Below are 20,782 nucleotides of genomic sequence, written 5' to 3'. Positions count from 1 at the left end.
CATGAGTCAACAACAGACACATATTACAGTACTGCTCGATGAAGCAGTAAACGGCTTGAATATTCGGCCAGATGGCATTTATGTTGACGGTACCTTCGGCCGCGGTGGTCATTCTCGTCATATTCTGTCGCAGTTGGGACCCAATGGCCGCTTGCTGGCCATCGACCGGGATCCTCAGGCCATTGCCGAAGCCGCCAACATTGACGACCCCCGTTTCCAGATCCTCCACGGACCCTTTTCCCGGCTGGCCGAGATGATGGAGGAACAGGGGCTGACCGGCAAGGTTGATGGCGTCCTGCTCGATCTGGGTGTGTCCTCCCCGCAGCTGGATGAAGCCGAACGAGGCTTCAGCTTCCAAAAAGACGGTCCCCTCGACATGCGCATGGACACCACCAGTGGCCAGAGTGCCGCCGACTGGTTGGCTGAGGCCGATGAGGCCGAAATTGCCTGGGTACTCAAGAATTACGGTGAAGAAAAGTTTGCCCGCAAGATTGCCCGCGCCATCGTGTTCGATCGCGCCACCGAGCCTTATACCCGTACCCGCGCCCTGGCGCAGATGATAGCCCGGGTGAGCCCCAGCAAAGATAAGCATAAACATGCCGCCACGCGCAGCTTTCAGGCCATTCGTATTCATGTCAACGGCGAGCTGGACGAAATTGAGCAGGCATTAAACGGGAGCCTGGATGTACTGGCTCCCGGTGGACGTTTGTCGGTGATCAGCTTTCATTCGCTGGAAGATCGCATCGTTAAACGCTTTATTCGCAAGCAGGAAAAAGGCCCCGAGGTGCCGCCCGGCCTGCCGTTGACCGAAGCCCAGTTGTCCGGTGGTCGACTGTTGAAAAGCATCGGCAAGGCGCAAAAGCCTTCGCCGGGCGAAGTGGAAGCCAACCCCCGGGCTCGCAGCTCGGTGCTGCGGGTGGCCGAACGACTGGATACCCCAAATTGAGAGCGGGGCGGATCAACCTTGCCAAAGAGATTGGCCAGGACTTGCTGCGGCATAAATGGCATCTCTTGCTGGCGTTGATCACCGTAAGCTCGGCCCTGCTGGTGATAGTGGTCACCCAGGGAACACGTCAGCTTACCAGCGAATATAACGAATTGATGGCCGAGCAGGACCGGCTCGATATCGAGTGGCGCCACCTGTTGCTGGAGCAGAACACTCTGATGGAGCACAGTCGGATAGAGACCCTGGCACGGGACAAACTTGGCATGCAGCGACCCGCTCCTGCAAAGGAAAAACTGGTGACGGCACGATGAAACGGCGCAGGCAGAATAAAAAAGAACCCATGCTGACCAGCTGGCGCTTTCTGACCGTGTGTGGCGTGATCCTGCTGGCCTTTGGCGCGCTGTTTGCAAGGACTGCCTGGATCCAGGTGGTCTCACCGGACAGGCTGCGTATGGAAGGCGACATGCGTTCGTTGCGAACCACTGTCACCAGCACCACCCGGGGCATGATCATGGATCGCAACGGCGAAGAGCTGGCGGTATCGGTTCCGGTGCAGGCGGTCTGGGCCGATCCCAAGCAAGTGCATGCCGAACTCAGCCTGGAAAAAGAGCAGGCCTGGCAGGCGCTGGCCGATGTGCTGGGCGTGCCACGAGACAAGCTGGTCAAGCGAGTAGAGAACCCCAAACGGCGCTTCGTGTATCTGCAGCGCCAGGTGACGCCGGCGGTGGCCGAATATATTCGCAAGCTGCGTCTGCCCGGGGTTCACCTTCGCCCGGAAGAACGTCGCTTTTATCCAACCGGTGAAATCAACGCCCATATGGTGGGCTTGACCAACATAGACGGTAACGGCATTGAAGGCATAGAGCGAGGCTTCAACGAGTGGCTAACCGCCCAGGCGGGGGAACGACGAGTCCGCAAGGACAGAACCGGCCGTGTCATTGAAGACTTGGGGATTGTTTCCGAGGCGCGTCAGGCAAACAACATCCAGTTGACCATAGATCAGCGCATTCAGGCGCTGGCCTATCGCTCACTGAAACGGGCCAGCGAATACCATCGCGCCACCTCCGCCTCGCTGGTGATGCTGGATGTCAAAACCGGTGAAGTGCTGGCCATGGTGAACACGCCGTCCTTCAACCCCAATAACCGCAGCCAGTATCAGAGCTTTCGGGCCCGTAACCGTGCCGTGACCGATACCTATGAGCCAGGTTCCACCCTGAAGCCGTTAATTGTAGTCAGTGCCCTGGAAAACGGCGTCGTGCAGGCCGACTCCATTGTTGATACCAGCCCGGGCTGGATGCGCCTGGGTGGCAAGCGGGTATCCGACACCCGCAACCTGGGGCCCATCAGCGTGCAAACCATCCTCATGCGTTCCTCCAACATGGGCATGGTACGCATGGCGCTGCAAGAAACCCCGGAACAATTGATTGATACCCTGTATCGCTTTGGCCTGGGGATAGACTCCGGCATGGGGCTGGTGGGCGAAAGCGCGGGCCTGGTGCCGCTACGTCGCCGCTGGTCAGACATCGAAAAAGCAACCTTGTCCTTCGGTTATGGTTTGACGGTCACGCCACTGCAACTGGCGCAAGCGTACGCGGTGCTTGCCAATGGCGGTGTGCGCTACCCGTTGACCATTATCAAGCGTAATCAAGCGCCTCGGGGCGAGCAAGTGATTGCCCGGCAGCATGCGGATGCCGTCCTGCATATGCTGGAAGCCGTGGTGGGGCCGGGGGGAACCGCCGGTAATGCGGCCATTCCCGGTTATCGCGTAGGCGGCAAAACCGGTACTTCGCGCAAGGCCATTGCCGGTGGTTACGGTAATGATTATGTGGGCATCTTTGCCGGTGTCGCGCCGATCAGCAATCCGCGACTGGCCATGGTGGTGGTGATGAACGAGCCCCAGGGCGAGCAGTATTATGGCGGTCAGGTTGCGGCGCCGGTCTTTGCCGAAGTCATGAGCGGCGCCTTGCAGCTACTGAATATTCGCCCCGACGGGGCTACCCAAGAACAACTCCAGCTGGCTGGACAGGAGGCAAACGTTGTCCCTCACACTTAGAGATTTAGCGGTGCCCCTGGGGCTGTCGGCTCCCGCCATCGCCATTAGCACTCTGATACTGGACAGCCGGGCCGTGACGCCCGGCGCCTTGTTTATTGCCGTTAAAGGTCACCATACCGATGGCCGTCAGTTTATTGATGCCGCGCTGCAGGCCGGTGCCGCCGCCGTCATGTATGAGGTCGACCGCCCCGAGCAGGCCGGTCTGGACCATAAGGATCATCGTTTGCTGGGCGTCTATCGGCTTGCCGAGCAGCTTTCCCGGCTGGCGGGCGTATTCTATGGTGACGCCTCCGCCTATGTGCAGCTGGTGGGGGTAACCGGTACCAACGGCAAAAGCACCATCAGTCAGCTAATTGCCAACTGGAGCTGTCTGCTGGGCACTCAGGCCGGGGTAATGGGTACCCTGGGCAATGGCCTTTACGGCCAGCTGCAGCAAGCGGTGAATACCACGGGCTCTGCGCTGGAGGTGCAGCAACAACTCGCGCAACAGCGGGCAGCCGGCGCCAGGCGCATCGCCATGGAGGTGTCTTCTCACGGTTTGCATCAGCACAGAGTCGCGGCGCTTGATTTTGACGTGGCGGTGTTCACCAACCTGAGCCGGGACCATCTGGACTACCACGGCACCATGGCCGAATACGGCGAAACCAAACGCCAGTTATTCGAGCAGTGCCAAGGGGCGAGAGTGATTAACGCGGATGATCCCCTGGGGCGGCGCTGGCTGAGTCGTTATCCCCAGGCCATTGCCTATGGTCTGCACGGACGGGTGGCGGATTTTCCCGGCCGCCAGCTGGTCGCCGAAACCGTCCATTTTTATAACGATGGCTTTAAAGTGGCCATTAACTCCGACTGGGGGAATGGTGTATTATCCGCCCCCCTGATGGGCCGCTTCAATGTGTCCAACCTGCTGGCGGCCATGGCGGCCTTGCTGGCGTTGGGCGAACCCTTCGAGCGACTGCTGGCCACGGCACCACTGCTGGCGGGGGTGGCGGGTCGTATGGAGCCGTTTAGTGCGCCCAACCGGCCCCTGGTGGTGGTGGATTACGCCCATACCCCGGACGCGCTCGAGCAGGTGCTGCAGGCATTGCGCCAGCACTGCAAGGGGCGTTTGTGGTGCCTGGCAGGGTGCGGCGGCGACAGAGACAAGGGCAAGCGCCCGCTGATGGCGGCGGCGGCCGAGCAGGGGGCCGATGTGGTGATCCTGACCGATGATAATCCGCGTACCGAATCGGCGGCCGCCATTATCGACGATATGCGTCAGGGCTTGAGCGAGCCGGACAACGCGCTGGTGATTCATCAAAGAGCCGAGGCGCTGGCGTATGCCATTGCGCAGGCTGCGGCGGAAGATATTATTTTAGTGGCCGGTAAAGGCCATGAGGACTATCAGATAGTGGGTACCAACAAACTACATTACAGCGACCGGGAAACCGCCGCCAGACTGCTGGGGGCAGACGCATGATCCCCCTGAGTCTTAGTCAGCTGGCGCAGGCGTCCGGTGGCGAACTGCGCGGTGCCGATGGCGGCATAATGGCGGTGACTACCGACAGTCGTCAAACGCTGGCAGAAGGCGGTCTGTTTGTGGCGTTGAGCGGTGAGCGCTTCGACGGCCATGACTTTGCCGCCACGGCGCAACAGCAGGGCGCGACGGCCTTGCTGGTAGAGCGCTGGCTGGAGCTGGATCTGCCGCAAATCAAGGTGGCCGATACCCGATTGGCGTTAGGTGTGCTGGGCGGTCTGGTAAGAGAATTAAGCTCGGCCAGGGTGCTGGCCATTACCGGCAGCTGTGGCAAGACCACGGTCAAGGAAATGGCGGCCGCCATTTTGCGACAAAAAGGCACTGTGCTGGCCACCAAAGGCAATCTGAATAATGAAATTGGCGTGCCACTGACCCTGTGTGAACTGACCACCGCCACCGAATATGCCGTCGTCGAGCTGGGAGCCAATCATGTGGGTGAAATTGCCTGGACCAGTTCGCTGACGCAACCCCATGTGGCGCTGATCAACAACGTGGAAGCCTCCCACCTCGAGGGGTTTGGTTCACTGGAAGGGGTGGCGCAGGCGAAAGGCGAAATCTATCACGGCCTGGTGGACGGTGGCGTGGCGATTGCCAATGGTAACAGCCCGTTTTGTGCGCTCTGGAAACAGCAGCACGATCTGGTGTATTTCGGTGAGAATAAGGATTACCAGGCCCGGGACGTCCAGCTCGACAAGTCGGGCCGGGCCCAGTTTCGCCTGCTCACGCCACAGGGTGAGGTGGCCATCCAGCTGCCGGTACCGGGCAGGCACAATGTGTCCAATGCGCTGGCCGCGGCCGCCGCTACCGAGGCGCTGGGCGCCAGTCTGGACGATATTGCCGCCGGCCTGAGTCAGTTTGAGTCGTCTGCAGGTCGGTTGCAGGTATGGACGCGACCCGGTCTGACGGTGCTGGATGATACATATAACGCCAGTGTGGCCTCGGTATTGGCCGGACTGGACACCCTGGCCAGCCTGCCCGGCTATCGGATCTTCGTGTTTGGCGACATGGCGGAGCTGGGCGAGTACAGCAAGGAGATGCATATCCAGGTGGGTGAACATGCCCGCAAGCTGGGCATCGACTGCGTGATGACGGTCGGTCAGGACAGCAAACATACCGCAACGGCGGCCCATGGCCGGCACTTTGCGGAAAAACAACAATTACAGCCGGTGCTGTTTGAGGCACTGGCCCAACATAATAAGGTCGTGGTTTTGATTAAGGGTGCACGCAGTGCTCGGATGGAAGACCTGGTTCGAGCGATTCAGGAGGAAGCACAATGCTAGTGTGGCTGGCGGAGTGGCTGACCCCCTATTTCAGCTTTTTTAACGTATTTTCCTACCTCACCTTTCGTGCGGTCATCTCGATTCTGACCGGCCTGTTTGTGTGCCTGTGGCTTGGGCCCAGGCTGATCCGCCGCTTGCAGCTGCTGCAAATTGGCCAGGTGGTGCGTAACGACGGCCCCGAATCACACCTGAGCAAATCAGGTACGCCGACCATGGGCGGCCTGATGATCCTGATCTCCATTTTTGTGACTGTGCTGTTATGGGCCCGGCTGGACAACCCCTATGTGTGGATAGTGCTGTTCGTGCTGGGAGCCTTTGGTGCCATCGGCTTCATCGATGATTACCGTAAAGTGGTGCGCAAGAATACCGATGGTCTGGTGGCTCGCTGGAAATATTTCTGGCAGTCGGCGGCGGCACTGGCGGCGGCACTGCTTTCTTACTGGGTCGCTCAGGATCCGGCGCAAACCCAGCTGGTGGTGCCCTTCTTCAAAGATGTGATGCCGCAGCTGGGCCTGTTGTTTATCATCCTCAGCTACTTCGTGATCGTGGGCTCCAGCAATGCGGTGAACCTCACCGACGGGCTGGATGGCCTGGCCATTATGCCGGTGGTGATGGTGTCTGCCGGTTTTGCCCTGGTGGCCTGGGCCACGGGGAACGTCAACTTCGCCGCCTACTTGCATATTCCCTATGTCGCCCATGCGGGCGAGCTGACCGTGCTCTGTACCGCCATCGTCGGTGCCGGCCTGGGCTTCTTGTGGTTCAACACCTATCCGGCTCAGGTGTTTATGGGAGATGTGGGCTCGTTGGCCTTGGGCGCCGCGCTGGGGGCGATTGCCGTTCTGGTTCGCCAGGAGTTTTTGCTGGTGATCATGGGCGGTATCTTCGTGATTGAAACCCTGTCGGTGATTTTGCAGGTGGGCTCCTACAAGTTGCGGGGGCAGCGAATTTTTCGCATGGCACCCATTCATCATCATTATGAACTCAAGGGCTGGCCCGAGCCGAGAGTGATAGTCCGTTTCTGGATTATCACCCTGATGCTGGTGCTGATTGGCCTGGCCACCCTGAAGGTGAGATAAAGCATGTTACCCGAGCGCATCCTGATTATTGGCTTAGGGCAGAGCGGACTGTCTTGTCTGCGTTATTGCCTGGCTCGGGGCGTCCACCCCGTGGTCATGGATACTCGCGCCTGCCCACCGGGGGCAGAGCAGTTGCCCGAGCACATAGAGCGCCACTTTGGCGAGCTGAAGCTGGCTCCCATGCTGGCCGCCGAATTGATTATCGTCAGCCCGGGCCTGGCGCTGGCAACACCTGCGCTGCAGCAGGCACTGGCCGCCGGTATCGAGATCATTGGCGACATAGAGCTGTTTGTACGGGAATGCCGGGCACCCATAGTGGCCATTACCGGCTCTAACGGCAAGAGTACAGTGACCACCCTGGTGGGGGAGATGGCGACCGAGGCCGGCATCAAGGTGGGAGTCGGCGGTAACATAGGCACACCGGCGCTGGACTTGCTGCCTTCTGGTCAGGAGCCGGGCGAGCCCTCAGCCGGATTTGAGTTGATGGTGCTGGAACTGTCCAGTTTTCAGCTGGAAACCACCCCCAGCCTGGCCGCCTGTGCGGCGACCGTGCTCAATATCAGCGAAGACCATCTGGATCGCTATGACTCCCTGGCGCATTATCGCGATACCAAGCTGCAGATTTATCACCGGGCCGGTTTGGCCGTGTATAACCGGGAAGACGATCAGACGCGGCCGCCAGCGGCCAATGCGGCGGTAAGTTTTGGTTTCGACGCAACGGATTATGGTCGCATCGAGCACCAGGGCGAGCTGTGGTTGAGTCGCTTTGGCGAACCCGTGATGCCGGTATCCGCACTGAGGATTCTGGGTGCCCACAATCAACTGAATGCCCTGGCAGCCATGGCGCTGGCGGATCAGGCCAAGATCCCCCAGGCGGCCCAACTTGCGGTGTTGCGCCGTTTTACGGGGCTGGCACACCGCTGCCAGTTTGTGGCCGAGAAGCAGGGAGTGCTGTGGGTCAACGATACCAAGGCCACCAATGTCGGCGCCACTCTGGCGGCCATTGCCGGCATGAGTGCCACCGTGACCGGCCGACTGTGGCTGATTGCCGGTGGTCAGGGCAAAGAACAGGACTTTTCCCCCCTGATCCCGCTGTTGCAGGATGCCATTGCCGGCATGGTCTGTTTTGGCCAGGACCGACATCAGCTGTTGGCTCTGGCGGATAACACCCACGAGGTAAACAACCTGGAGGAAGCCGTGGCCTGGTGTGCGCTCAAGGCGCGGGCCGGTGATTGTGTGCTGTTGGCTCCGGCCTGTGCCAGCTTCGATATGTATGGCAATTATCAATTACGGGGTGAGCACTTCATTACTCTGGTGGAGGCGCTATGAAGGGGTGGCCGAGCCTGGGCAGCGGCTGGCTGTTACGACCTTCACAAGGGCTGGTTTACGACCGGCAGCTGGTTATTTTATCGCTGGCGCTGATGGCCATCGGCCTGGTCATGGTGTCGTCGGCCTCGATAGCCGAAGGCATCAACATCGATAACGATGCCTTCTATTTCGTGAAGCGCCACGGCATTTTTCTGCTTATCTGTCTGGGGCTGAGCGCCTTTGTGCTGCAGGTGCCCATGGAGCGCTGGCAGCAGTTCAATACTGCCTTTCTGATTATCGCGATCCTGATGCTGATCCTGGTGCTGATAGTGGGCCGGGAAATCAACGGTAGCCAGCGCTGGCTGCCGCTGGGCCTGTTGAACGTGCAGCCGGCCGAAGTCGCCAAGCTGGCGTTGTTTACCTTTCTGGCCGGCTACCTGGTCAGGCGCCAGGATGAAGTGCGCGGCCAGTGGAAAGGCTTTCTCAAGCCTTTGGCCGTGATGGGAGTGATGTCGGTGCTGCTGCTCAACCAGCCGGATCTGGGCTCGGTGGTGGTGCTGTTCGTGACCACCATCGGCATGCTGTTTCTGGCCGGCGCTCGACTCAGCCAGTTTATCAGCCTGATCATTCTCGGTGTCAGCCTGGTGGGCTTTCTGATTGTGACCTCTCCCTACCGGATGCGCCGGGTGACCTCTTTTCTTAACCCCTGGGAAGACCCCTTCGGCAGTGGCTATCAGTTAACGCAATCCTTGATGGCCTTTGGCCGTGGCGGCTGGTTTGGCGAAGGGCTGGGAAACTCGATTCAGAAGCTGGAGTACTTGCCCGAAGCCCATACCGACTTTGTGTTCGCCATTCTCGGGGAAGAGCTGGGGTTTACCGGCGTCTTCATGGTGCTGTTGTTGCAGGCCTGGCTGGCGTTCAAGGCATTACACATAGGGCAAAAGGTGTTGCTGGGGGGGCGCCAGTACGAAGGCTATCTGGCCATGGGCATAGGTATCTGGTTCAGTTTTCAGACCGTGGTCAACGTGGGAGCTACCTCCGGCATGCTGCCCACCAAGGGGCTGACCCTGCCACTGGTCAGTTACGGGGGGTCCAGCCTGCTGGTGATCAGCACGGCGGTCTCCATCCTGTTACGCATCGACTTTGAATGGCGCCGCGATCACATGCAGGCCCGACAGCGGGAGGCGCTATGATGCAGGCCGATACGCAACACAAGACGGCAACGAAAACCCTGCTGGTGATGGCGGGGGGAACCGGCGGCCATGTGTTTCCCGGGCTGGCAGTGGCCGATCGGCTGCGTGCCGAGGGCTGGAATATTCACTGGCTGGGTACCGCCGAGCGAATGGAGGCTCAGTTGGTACCAAAGCATGGCTATCCACTGCATACTATCGCTATCGCCGGGGTGCGTGGCAACGGGCTGAAACGCAAGTTACTGGCACCATTGCAAATATTGAAAGCTATCTATCAGGCGCGCCGCGTGCTTAAACAGGTGCAACCTCAGGTGGTGCTGGGCATGGGGGGCTTTGCCGCGGGCCCCGGCGGCGTGGCGGCCTGGCTGGCGGGGATTCCGCTGGTGCTGCACGAGCAGAATGCCGCGGCAGGCATGACCAACAAGTTACTGGCGCGCCTGGCCAAACGGGTCTTAATGGCCTTTCCCGGTGCGTTTGCTGCCGGGAGCAATACGGCCGTGGTGGGTAACCCGGTGCGGCCCGAGCTGTTGGCACTGCCGGCGCCGGCCGAGCGGATCGGCGTGGATCCCCAGCCGCTGCGGCTACTGGTAGTGGGGGGCAGCCTGGGCGCCAGAATATTAAACGAAGTGCTCCCCGAGGCGGTGGCGTTGGCGGGCAATATCCGGGTGCGTCACCAAACCGGCAAAGGCAATGCCGATACCGTGATGGCGGCCTATCAACAGCTGGGTATTCAGGCCGAGGTGAGTGACTTTATCGAGGATATGGCCGCCGCCTATGGGGCGGCAGATCTGGTGGTGTGTCGGGCGGGGGCCTTGACGGTGTCCGAGGTGGCCGCCGCCGGGGTGGGCGCGGTGTTTGTGCCGCTGCCCCATGCGGTAGACGACCATCAAACCAGGAATGCCCGATCCTTGTCCGATCGGGGCGCGGCGCTCTTGATGCCGCAGTCAACGCTCAGCGCCGAGACACTGGCCGAGCAACTACAACTTCTTAGCAATAATCGATCGCAACTATTGGCCATGGCTGAGCAGGCGCGAACCTTAGCGATTACTGATGCTGCAGAGCGAGTGGCCGAGAGCCTGCGCGCGGTGGCGAAATAAATGAGAGAAATGGCATGACCAAGGTTGAACTGGCAAAACTCAGAAACACGGTACCCGAGATGAGACGGGTTCGCCGCATTCACTTTATCGGCATAGGTGGCGCCGGTATGGGCGGTATTGCCGAAGTATTGGCCAACGAAGGTTATGTTATTTCGGGTTCCGACATTGCCTACAGTCCGGTGACCGACCGACTGGCGGCCATGGGGGCCACCATTTACCTGGGGCATGCCCCCGAGCAGGTCGCCGACGTCAGCGTGGTGGTGGTGTCCACCGCCATCAAGGCCGACAACCCCGAACTGGTTGCCGCCCGTGAGTTGCGTATTCCCGTGGTGCGCCGCGCCGAAATGCTGGCGGAACTGATGCGTTTTCGGCACGGCGTGGCCGTGGCCGGTACCCATGGTAAAACCACCACCACCAGCCTGGTCGCCAGCATTTACGGTGAAGCGGGGCGTGATCCTACCTTCGTGATCGGTGGTCTGCTCAACAGCGCCGGCTGCAATGCCCGGCTGGGCAGCAGTCGTTATCTGATTGCCGAAGCGGATGAGAGCGATGCCTCTTTCCTGCATTTGCAGCCCATGGTTTCGATTGTTACCAATATTGAAGCCGATCACATGGACACCTATGGCGGTGATTTCAGCAAGCTGGAAGGCACCTTCATCGACTTTTTGCACAATCTGCCATTTTATGGGCTGGCGGTATTGTGTCTCGATGATGAGGTAGTACGCGAGCTGATGCCTCGGGTGAGTCGCCAGTGTGTGACCTATGGCTTTGTGGACGATGCGGATTATCGTATCGAAGACTTCAGCCAGCAGCGGGATCACTGCCGCTTCAATGTCTGTCGACCCGATGGCAGCTGCCTGAATGTACAGCTCAATCTGCCCGGACGACACAATGCACTGAATGCCGCCGCCGCCATTGCCGTGGCCTGTGAAGATGGCGTGGCCGATGAGGCCATTCTGGCCGCCTTGATGAAGTTTGAAGGGGTCGGCCGGCGTTTTCAGCAGTATGGCGAGTTTGAGACCGGCCGTGGACTGGCCAAACTGGTGGATGATTATGGCCATCACCCCAGTGAAGTGCGCGCCACGCAAAATGCGGTACGGGTCGGCTGGCCCGAACGACGCCTGATCACCATCTATCAGCCCCATCGCTATAGCCGTACCCGTGACCTCTACGAGGATTTTGTCGATGTGCTGTCGAAAACCGATGTGTTGATCCTGCTCGAGGTGTACAGTGCCGGCGAAGCCCCCATTCCCGGTGCCGATAGCCGGGCGCTGTGCCGCTCCATTCGCAGCCGGGGAAAAATGGAACCTATTTATGTGGCCACACCGGGCGAAGTCCCCCAGGTGTTGGCCGGATTGCTGCAAGACGGGGATCTGGTACTGACGCAGGGCGCCGGTAATGTCGGCGGGCTGGCCCGCAAGCTGGGTGAATTACAACTATCGATAGCTGCGATGCAGCGGGGAGAGTCGGCATGACACAATTCGGTAAAGTCGCGGTATTGTTGGGGGGGCATTCGGCCGAGCGAGAAGTGTCGCTACGTTCTGGGGCCGCCGTGCTGGCGGGCTTGCAGCGCGCCGGCGTGGATGCCCATGGCATAGATACCCGGGACTATCCCCTGGCCCAGCTGAAAGAAGACGGGTTCGAACGTGCCTTTATCGTGGTGCATGGCCGGGGCGGAGAAGACGGCACCCTGCAAGGTGCACTCGAGCACCTGGGGCTGCCCTATACCGGTTCCCGGGTGTTGGGCGCGGCCCTGGCAATGGACAAGATCCGGACCAAACAAGTGTGGAAGACCCTGGGGTTGCCTACCGCCGATTTTTGCGTGGTACATAAAAACCAGTTCCAGGCCGCCGATGCCAGCGCGCTGCTGGCCCAGTTTGACGGCCCCGTGTTCGTCAAGCCTGCCAACGAAGGCTCCAGCATCGGCATGACCAAGGCCACCGATGCCACCACCCTGATAGCGGCGGTGGAAGAAGCGTTCAAATTTGACGTGGAAGTGCTGATCGAACGCTTTATCGATGGCGATGAATACACGGTCAGCATACTGGGTGAGCAGGCACTGCCGGCCATTCGGCTGCGTACCACTCACGACTTTTATGATTACTCGGCCAAATACCAGTCCGGTGACACCGAGTACTTGTGCCCTTGCGGCCTGAGTGACGCCGATGAACAGGCGCTGGGCGCATTGAGCGTGGCGGCCTTCAAAGCGGTTGCGGCCAGCGGTTGGGGCCGGGTCGATCTGATGAGAGACAAACAGGGACAATGGTGGCTGCTGGAGGTGAACACGGTGCCGGGCATGACCGAAACCAGCCTGGTGCCCAAGGCGGCCAAGGCGGCCGGCTTGTCGTTCGACCAGCTGGTGGTCGGGGTACTGGAGCAGGCATACTGATATGACATCTGCCGCAACCCGCACCCGGCTGGCCTTTATTGGTGGCCTGACTTTTTTTATGGCGGTGCTGTCGGCACTGCTGTGGGGGTTGTGGCTACTGGTGGTATGGATGACGGCGGCAAACCAGGTGCCGGTGAACCACCTGACGATCCAGGGGGAGCACAAGTACCTCAGTCGGGACGACGTCAGGCAAGCGGTGCTGGCGCTGCCGGAAGTGGGGAACTTCTTTGCCCTGGAAGTGGATCAGGTGCAGCAGCAGCTGCAGTCGCTGCCCTGGGTCTATCAGGCATCGGTGCGCAAGCAATGGCCCGATACGGTGCGCGTTTACCTGGTAGAGCAACAGGCGGCCGCACGCTGGAACCAGAACGCCATGCTGAACACCCAGGGCGAGGTCTTTCGAGCCAGCCCGCAGGGATTGCAGCTGGTGTCCTTGTCCGGGCCCGACGAAGAATCGGCACGGGTGCTGGAGGAATACCGGCATGTGCAAACATTACTACAACCCCGGGGGTATGAAATCGAGCGAGTCCACTTGACGCCTCGACGCTCCTGGGAATTAACATTAACAAGTGGAATCAAGCTGTTACTGGGCCGAGAAGACATAGAGGCACGGTTGCAGCGATTTATTGATGTCTATCCGGGCATCGAACAGCGGGAACGGGTAGCTTACCTCGATTTGCGCTACGATACCGGGCTGGCAGTGGGATGGAAGCAGGACGAAGAGACGGATAATGACCAAAAGCGCGGAAAGAAATCTGATCGTCGGGCTTGATATCGGCACGGCTAAGGTCACTGCCCTGGTAGGGGAAGTGTTACCGGATGGCGATTTAAATGTCATCGGCCTGGGCAGTCATTCCTCTAAGGGAATGGACAAGGGCGGCGTAAACGATCTTGAGTCGGTGGTCAAATCACTGAAACGAGCGGTAGATGAAGCGGAAATGATGGCAGATTGCCAGATTACCTCCGTTTACCTTGGCCTGTCGGGCAAGCATATCGAATGCCGTAATGAAACCGGCATGGTGCCGATCTCCGACGAAGAGGTCACCCAGGAAGACGTAGATAACGTTATTCATACCGCCAAGTCGGTGCGGTTGTCGGATGAACACAGGGTGCTGCACGTGCTGCCCCAGGAGTATTCCATCGACTTTCAGGAAGGGATTAAAAACCCCATCGGTCTGTCGGGAGTGCGCATGCATGCCAAGGTACACTTGATTACCTGTCATAACGACATGGCACGCAATATCGAAAAATGCGTCGAACGTCTGGGATTGCGGGTCGATCAGCTGATATTCAGCGCCCTGGCATCCAGCTATGCGGTCCTTACCGACGACGAGAAAGAGCTGGGTGTCTGCGTGGTGGATATCGGCGGTGGCACCATGGACATGGCGGTATTCACCGGGGGGGCCTTGCGCCATACCAAGGTGATCCCCTATGCCGGCAGTACCGTGACCAGCGATATTGCCTACGCCTTTGGCACGCCACCGCTGGATGCGGAAGCGATCAAGGTGCGCCACGGGGCTGCGTTTAGCCGCCTGGTGAGTAAAGAAGACACCATAGAAGTGCCGAGCGTCGGTGGGCGCCCGGCCCGCAGCCTGCAGCGACAGACTCTGGCCGAGGTGATAGAGCCGCGTTACAGCGAGCTGCTGGGCATGATCAATCAAGAGCTGAGCAAGATCCAGGGCGAGCTGAAAAAGGCCGGGGTCAAGCATCAGCTGGCGGCGGGCCTGGTGTTAACCGGTGGCGCGGCGCAAATTGAAGGGCTGGTGGAATGTGCCGAACAGATCTTTCAGTGCCAGGTTCGTATCGGCCAGCCAGCTGGCGTGAAAGGGTTATCCGATTACGTTGAGACACCTGTATATTCCACCGCCGTCGGCTTGTTGCACTACGGCAAGGAGCACCAGGCCATGCCTCAGCAGGACTATAACAACAAGACCAGTGTGACCGGATTCCTGAAACGAATCGGCAACTGGTTGCGTGGTGAATTTTAATCTTGGCACCCATAATCAAGAGCAAAGTGGAGAGACTCTTATGAGTAACATGTTTGAATTAATGAACGATCACGAGCAGGAAGCCGTTATTAAAGTGGTCGGTGTGGGTGGCGGCGGTGGTAACGCCGTTGAGCACATGGTGCGCGAAAAACTGGAAGACGTCGAGTTTTTGGCCATTAACACCGATGCCCAGGCACTGCGTAATTCGAGCGCGTCCCGGACGCTGCAGGTTGGTGGCGACATCACCAAGGGGCTGGGCGCGGGCGCCAACCCGGAAGTCGGCCGCGACGCCGCACTGGAAGACCGCGATGCCATTCGCGATTTGCTGGAAGGTGCCGACATGGTGTTCATCGCCGCCGGCATGGGGGGAGGCACGGGTACCGGTGCTGCACCCGTGGTGGCCGAAATAGCCAAGGAGCTGGGTATTTTGACCGTGGCCGTGGTTACCAAGCCCTTTGCCTTCGAAGGCAAGAAGCGCATGAACTATGCCCAGCAGGGCATCAACGAGCTGGCCAAGCACGTTGACTCCCTGATCACCATCCCCAACGACAAGCTGTTGAAGGTGCTGGGCCGCGGTATTTCCTTGCTGGATGCTTTCCGAGCCGCCAACGACGTGCTGCTGGGCGCGGTGCAGGGGATTGCCGAGCTGATCACCCGTCCTGGTCTGATCAACGTCGACTTTGCGGACGTGCGTACCGTGATGCGTGAAATGGGCACTGCCATGATGGGGACAGGTCACGCCACCGGTGAAGACAGAGCCGAGGAAGCGGCGGAAAAAGCCATTTCCAGCCCGCTGCTGGAAGACGTGGATCTGGCCGGAGCCCGAGGCATTCTGGTCAACATTACCGCCGGTCTGGACATGACCATAGAAGAATTTGAAACCGTGGGTAATGCGGTCAAGGCGTTCGCGTCAGAAAACGCCACCGTGGTGGTGGGTACGGTACTGGATCCTGAAGTCAGCGATGAGCTGCGGGTGACAGTGGTCGCCACCGGCATTGGTGCCGAGCGCAAGCCGGACATCACACTGGTCAAGTCGGGCACCAGCAGCCGTGACGATAACGGCATGCGCCACGTCGATACCCAGCGAGAAGAGCAGCCGGGCCAGATGGTGGTGAACGCCGATGCGACTCAGGCCAAGTCCGATATGGACTACCTGGATATTCCGGCATTCCTGCGTAAACAGGCAGACTAAGTCAGAGACCGCAATTTGCGGTGGCGCATTATTATGCTAACATATCGGACCATTTGAATTCGGTTCGCATCTTGCCCATGGTTTGAAATGGGCGGATAAGTTACTGGCGGATAACCTCATGATTAGACAACGAACGTTAAAGAATACCGTGCAGGCCACCGGAATAGGCCTGCACTCCGGCCATAAAGTACAAATGACCTTTGTACCCGCGCCGGCCAACACAGGTATCGTGTTTCGTCGTACCGATCTGGACCCGCAGGTCGATATTCGAGCCGATGCCGCCCTGGTAAAAGACACCATGCTGTGTACCGCTTTGGTCAACGAAGACGGTGTGCGCGTCTCTACCATAGAGCACCTGTCTGCCGCCCTGGCGGGCCTGGGTATCGACAACCTGATTATTGAGGTGGATGCACCCGAAGTTCCGGTCATGGACGGTAGCTCTCACCCCTTTATCTATCTGTTGCAGTCTGGCGGCATTCACGAGCTGAACGCACTGAAGCGCTTTATTCGTATCAAGAAAACGGTACGGGTTGAAGACGGCGACAAGTGGGCCGAGTTTCGCCCCTACCGCGGCGGCTTCAAGATGGATCTGACCATCGACTTCAAGCACCCGGTGTTTGAGGGTCAGAGTCAGCATCTGGTGCTGGACTTTTCCGGTGCCGCCTTTGTCAAGGAGCTGAGCCGGGCGCGTACGTTTGGTTTTATGCGCGACATCGAGTATCTGCACTCGCAGAATCTGGCCCTGGGCGGCAGCCTGGAAAACGCCGTGGTGCTGGATGACTACAAGGTGCTGAACGACGATGGACTGCGTTACCCCAACGAGTTCGTCAAACACAAGATGCTGGATGCCATCGGCGATCTCTATATGTGCAACCACAGCATTCTGGGTGAGTTTTGCGCCTATAAAACGGGGCATGCGCTCAACAACACCTTGTTGCGTGCCATGCTGGCCGACACCGAAGCGTGGGAAATCGTCACCTTTGACGAGCAAGGTGCCGAGTCGCCGATTCGTTACTACGATACCGCATTCAACCCCGCCTAATACCCGATCAAGACACGCCAGCACTCTCTCCGCTGGCGTGTTTTCTTTTATCTTCTGTAGCCTGATCTCATGACCCATACCGCCTCTGCCACCGCCCCTCGTGCCGGACTGCCATTACTTAGCCAGCGGTTGCTGCTCGGCCTGTGCTTGTTACAGCTGCCGCTGATGCTTTATCTGTACAGTCAGTGGCAAGGCGCACAGCACCAGCAGTGGCTGCTGGGCCAGCAGCTGGAACAGAAAAAGCGCAACCAGCAGCGCGAACTGAGCCGGATTGGCCAGCGCCTGGGACAGTTACAGGCCGAGCTGAGTCAGGTGAGCCTAATGGGACAGCGGCTGGTAAAGGACTATGATCTGGTTGATGAGTTGCCACTGCAGCGTTTAGACGTTAACTTGCTACAACGTCCCTTTACCGGTTTTTCCGATTTGCACCAGGCATTGACCCAGGTTTCACAACAGACCCAGGAGTACGGCATCACCCTGGCGGCACTTGAATCTTTGCTGTTGAATCTCCATATCAATGAGATTACTCAGATCCAAGGCCACCCCGTGCCTGGTTACAGTCGTGTCAGTTCGGGCTTTGGCCAGCGTCGCGACCCCTTCAGTGGACAGGCCCGCTGGCATCGCGGCCTGGATTTTTCCGGGAAACAGGGGCAACCGATAGCCGCCACGGCGGCCGGCGTGGTCAGCCTGTCTGAACGGCATCCCGCCTTTGGCAACATGGTGGAAATCAGCCATGGACAGGGCTGGGTTACGCGATATGCTCATTTGGATTCACAGCTGGTTCAAGTGGGTGAGCGAGTCGACAAGGGGCAGGAAATTGCCCGAATGGGGCGAACCGGACGTGCAACCGGCGTTCATTTGCATTACGAAGTATTAAAAGGCAACCGGCAGCTGGATCCCGCGCGCTTTTTGCCAAACTAACGTTCGGCCCCATACGGGGTTTTATTTTTCATCATCTTAATTGGCCAAACATGATTACTAAACTCTTTACCATGATAGTTGGCAGCCGTAATGACAGAACCCTGAAGCGGCTGCGCAAAGTTGTAAATGAAATCAATGCCATGGAGCCAAAGTTCGAGGCCCTTTCCGATGCCGAGCTGCAGGCAAAAACCGTTGAGTTTCGTCAGCGCCTGGAGCAGGGCGAAACCCTGGAGCAGTTACTGCCCGAGGCCTTTGCCACGGTACGCGAGGCCTCACGCCGCGTGTTCGATATGCGTCACTTCGATGTGCAGCTGATTGGCGGCATGGTGCTGCATAACAACCAGATTGCCGAGATGAAAACCGGTGAAGGCAAGACCCTGACCGGCACCCTGCCGGTATATCTGAATGCCTTGACTGGACGAGGGGTACACGTAGTCACGGTCAACGACTATCTGGCCCGCCGGGATGCGGAAGCCAACCGCCCCCTGTACGAGTTTCTGGGGCTGACGGTAGATTGCAACATACCGGGCATGAGTGCGGAAGAAAAGCACGCCGCCTACGCCGCCGATATTACCTACGGCACCAACAACGAATTCGGTTTCGACTACTTGCGCGATAACATGGCCTTTTCGCCCCAGCAGCGGGTGCAGCGCCCCTTGTATTATGCCCTGATAGATGAAGTGGATTCGGTCTTGATCGATGAGGCGCGAACGCCCTTGATCATCTCCGGTCCGGCCGAAGACAGCTCCGAGCTGTATATCCAGATCAATACCCTGATCCCCAAGCTGGTCAAGCAAGACAAGGAAGACACCGAAGACTATATTGGCGACGGTCACTATACGGTGGACGAGAAAAACAAGCAGGCGCTGCTTACCGAAAACGGGCAGATCTTCGTGGAAGAAGAGCTCAAGCGCATGGGGCTGATCGCAGAAGACGACTCGCTGTTTTCTGCCAGCAACATTACCCTGTTGTCTCACGTGAATGCGGGCCTGCGCGCGCACACCCTGTTCGAGCGTAATGTCGACTACATAGTGCAAGACGGCGAAGTGATCATTGTTGATGAGCACACCGGCCGTACCATGCCGGGTCGTCGCTGGTCCGAGGGGCTGCATCAGGCGGTCGAAGCCAGAGAAGGGGTGAAAATCCAGAACGAAAACCAGACCCTGGCCTCCATTACCTTCCAGAACTTCTTCCGCTTGTACGACAAGCTGGCCGGCATGACGGGCACCGCCGATACCGAAGCCTTCGAGTTCCAGCATATCTATGGCCTGGATACCGTGGTGATCCCCACCAATAAACCCATGGTTCGCAAGGACATGGGGGATCTGGTGTATTTGACCGCGGCAGAAAAGTATCAAGCCATAGTGGCGGACATCAAAGACTGCGTCGAGCGCGGACAGCCGGTACTGGTGGGCACGGTTTCTATCGAAAACTCCGAGCTGTTGTCCGGTATTCTCGATAAAGAAGGCATACAACACCGGGTATTGAACGCCAAGTTTCACGCCAGTGAAGCCGACATTATTGCCGAAGCCGGTCAGTCGGGCACCGTCACCATAGCCACCAACATGGCGGGTCGAGGCACCGATATCGTGTTGGGCGGTAACTGGCTGGCAGAAATCGACAAGCTGGACGCGCCGAGTGCCGAGCAGATAGCTGAGATAAAAGCCGCATGGCAAGTACGCCACGACGCTGTGGTGGCTGCCGGCGGTTTGCATATCATAGGGACCGAACGGCACGAGTCACGCCGGATCGATAACCAGCTGCGTGGCCGCTCCGGTCGTCAGGGCGATGCCGGCTCCAGCCGCTTTTATCTGTCGATGGAAGATGCTCTGATGCGTATCTTCGCCTCGGACCGCGTGACCGGCATGATGAAAAAGCTGGGAATGGAAGAAGGGGAGGCCATAGAGCATCCCTGGGTGAGCCGGGCCATCGAAAATGCCCAGCGCAAGGTCGAAACCCGCAACTTCGATATTCGTAAAAACCTGCTGGAATTTGATGACGTGGCCAACGATCAGCGCAAGGTGATCTACGAGCAGCGCAACGAATTGCTGGACGCCAGTGACATCAGCGATACCATTACCGTGATCCGTGAAGATGTGATCAACGGCATAGTGGATGAATATATACCGCCACAATCCCTGGAAGAAATGTGGGACGTGCCCGGGCTTGAGCAACGCTTGCAGTCCGACTTTGGCCTCGAAGTGCCGGTATCGGCCTGGTTGAAAGAAAACGACAAGCTGCACGACGAGCAGCTGCGTGAACAGATACTGGCCGCCGCCGCTCAGGCCTATGCCGACAAGGAAGCCGTGGTCGGCCCCGAGGTGTTGCGTCAGTTTGAAACCTCTGTGATGCTGCAAACCCTGGATACGCTATGGAAAGAACACCTGGCCGCCATGGATCACCTGCGCCAGGGGATCCACTTGCGGGGCTATGCGCAAAAGAACCCCAAGCAGGAATACAAGCGCGAGTCTTACGAGCTGTTTACCCAGCTGCTGGATAGCCTGAAGCGGGAAGTGGTCAGTATTTTGAGCCGGGTGAAGGTGCAAAGCCAGGAAGAGGTCGCCGCGGCAGAAGAAAAACGCCGTGAAGCCGCAGAAAACCTGCCGCAAAACTACAGCCATGCCGCGGCCGATAGCCTGCTGGACAGCGGGGAACCCGCCTCGGCACCGCCCTCAGCCGGAGACGGCACGCCCTTCGTACGCGAAGGACAAAAGGTCGGCCGCAATGACCCTTGTCCCTGTGGCTCGGGCAAGAAATACAAGCAGTGCCACGGTAAACTGAGCTAAATCC

General features: G+C 58.8%; 17 protein-coding genes. All 17 read left to right on the top strand.

Going from position 1 to position 20,782, the window contains the following annotated elements; translation table 11 throughout:
- Position 1: 1 nt before the first annotated feature.
- Positions 2-946: a 16S rRNA (cytosine(1402)-N(4))-methyltransferase RsmH gene (gene rsmH / locus ACN0VL_RS01440; RefSeq protein WP_417614347.1), complete on the top strand. Its 945-nt coding sequence runs from the start codon at positions 2-4 to the stop codon at positions 944-946.
- Positions 943-1,257 carry a cell division protein FtsL gene (gene ftsL, locus ACN0VL_RS01435; protein WP_417614346.1) on the top strand — a complete coding sequence of 105 codons (315 nt, stop codon included), beginning with the start codon at positions 943-945 and terminating at the stop codon, positions 1,255-1,257. Before rsmH ends, ftsL begins: the two co-directional genes overlap by 4 nt.
- Complete coding sequence (locus ACN0VL_RS01430) at positions 1,254-2,999, top strand: penicillin-binding transpeptidase domain-containing protein (RefSeq protein ID WP_417614345.1); 1,746 nt, start codon at positions 1,254-1,256, stop codon at positions 2,997-2,999. The genes ftsL and ACN0VL_RS01430 overlap by 4 nt, the downstream gene beginning before the upstream one ends.
- Complete coding sequence (gene murE / locus ACN0VL_RS01425; RefSeq protein ID WP_417614344.1) at positions 2,983-4,455, top strand: UDP-N-acetylmuramoyl-L-alanyl-D-glutamate--2,6-diaminopimelate ligase; 1,473 nt, start codon at positions 2,983-2,985, stop codon at positions 4,453-4,455. Before ACN0VL_RS01430 ends, murE begins: the two co-directional genes overlap by 17 nt.
- Positions 4,452-5,792, top strand: a complete 1,341-nt coding sequence (locus ACN0VL_RS01420; protein WP_417614343.1) for a UDP-N-acetylmuramoyl-tripeptide--D-alanyl-D-alanine ligase — start codon at positions 4,452-4,454, stop codon at positions 5,790-5,792. The genes murE and ACN0VL_RS01420 overlap by 4 nt, the downstream gene beginning before the upstream one ends.
- Positions 5,786-6,868: a phospho-N-acetylmuramoyl-pentapeptide-transferase gene (gene mraY / locus ACN0VL_RS01415; protein WP_417614342.1), complete on the top strand. Its 1,083-nt coding sequence runs from the start codon at positions 5,786-5,788 to the stop codon at positions 6,866-6,868. Before ACN0VL_RS01420 ends, mraY begins: the two co-directional genes overlap by 7 nt.
- 3 nt (positions 6,869-6,871) lie before the next feature.
- A complete protein-coding gene (gene murD, locus ACN0VL_RS01410) occupies positions 6,872-8,197 on the top strand; it encodes a UDP-N-acetylmuramoyl-L-alanine--D-glutamate ligase (protein ID WP_417614341.1) in 1,326 nt (441 codons plus the stop codon).
- Positions 8,194-9,369, top strand: coding sequence for a cell division protein FtsW (ftsW, locus tag ACN0VL_RS01405; protein WP_417614340.1), 1,176 nt, complete (start codon positions 8,194-8,196; stop codon positions 9,367-9,369). The genes murD and ftsW overlap by 4 nt, the downstream gene beginning before the upstream one ends.
- Complete coding sequence (gene murG, locus ACN0VL_RS01400; protein WP_417614535.1) at positions 9,369-10,463, top strand: undecaprenyldiphospho-muramoylpentapeptide beta-N-acetylglucosaminyltransferase; 1,095 nt, start codon at positions 9,369-9,371, stop codon at positions 10,461-10,463. Before ftsW ends, murG begins: the two co-directional genes overlap by 1 nt.
- 14 nt (positions 10,464-10,477) lie before the next feature.
- Positions 10,478-11,938: a UDP-N-acetylmuramate--L-alanine ligase gene (gene murC, locus ACN0VL_RS01395; protein WP_417614339.1), complete on the top strand. Its 1,461-nt coding sequence runs from the start codon at positions 10,478-10,480 to the stop codon at positions 11,936-11,938.
- Positions 11,935-12,852 carry a D-alanine--D-alanine ligase gene (locus ACN0VL_RS01390; protein WP_417614338.1) on the top strand — a complete coding sequence of 306 codons (918 nt, stop codon included), beginning with the start codon at positions 11,935-11,937 and terminating at the stop codon, positions 12,850-12,852. Before murC ends, ACN0VL_RS01390 begins: the two co-directional genes overlap by 4 nt.
- Before the next feature lies 1 nt (position 12,853).
- Positions 12,854-13,621: a cell division protein FtsQ/DivIB gene (locus tag ACN0VL_RS01385; RefSeq protein ID WP_417614337.1), complete on the top strand. Its 768-nt coding sequence runs from the start codon at positions 12,854-12,856 to the stop codon at positions 13,619-13,621.
- Positions 13,581-14,837 (top strand): cell division protein FtsA, encoded by a 1,257-nt coding sequence (gene ftsA / locus ACN0VL_RS01380; protein WP_417614336.1) that lies wholly within the window; start codon positions 13,581-13,583, stop codon positions 14,835-14,837. Before ACN0VL_RS01385 ends, ftsA begins: the two co-directional genes overlap by 41 nt.
- A 49-nt stretch (positions 14,838-14,886) precedes the next feature.
- Positions 14,887-16,029: a cell division protein FtsZ gene (ftsZ, locus tag ACN0VL_RS01375; RefSeq protein WP_417614534.1), complete on the top strand. Its 1,143-nt coding sequence runs from the start codon at positions 14,887-14,889 to the stop codon at positions 16,027-16,029.
- Positions 16,030-16,147: 118 nt separating this feature from the next.
- On the top strand, positions 16,148-17,071 hold the full coding sequence (gene lpxC / locus ACN0VL_RS01370; protein WP_417614335.1) for a UDP-3-O-acyl-N-acetylglucosamine deacetylase: 924 nt from the start codon (positions 16,148-16,150) through the stop codon (positions 17,069-17,071).
- 69 nt (positions 17,072-17,140) lie between these two features.
- Positions 17,141-17,992, top strand: a complete 852-nt coding sequence (locus ACN0VL_RS01365; protein WP_417614334.1) for a M23 family metallopeptidase — start codon at positions 17,141-17,143, stop codon at positions 17,990-17,992.
- A 50-nt stretch (positions 17,993-18,042) separates the two neighbouring features.
- Positions 18,043-20,778, top strand: a complete 2,736-nt coding sequence (secA, locus tag ACN0VL_RS01360) for a preprotein translocase subunit SecA (RefSeq protein ID WP_417614333.1) — start codon at positions 18,043-18,045, stop codon at positions 20,776-20,778.
- The last annotated feature ends 4 nt before the right edge of the window (positions 20,779-20,782 follow it).

The sequence above is a fragment of the Oceanisphaera sp. genome (assembly GCF_048268965.1).
GTDB lineage: Bacteria > Pseudomonadota > Gammaproteobacteria > Enterobacterales > Aeromonadaceae > Oceanimonas.
The sequence above is the reverse complement of the archived record's forward strand: the minus strand, read 5'-3'. Positions and strand labels throughout refer to the sequence as shown.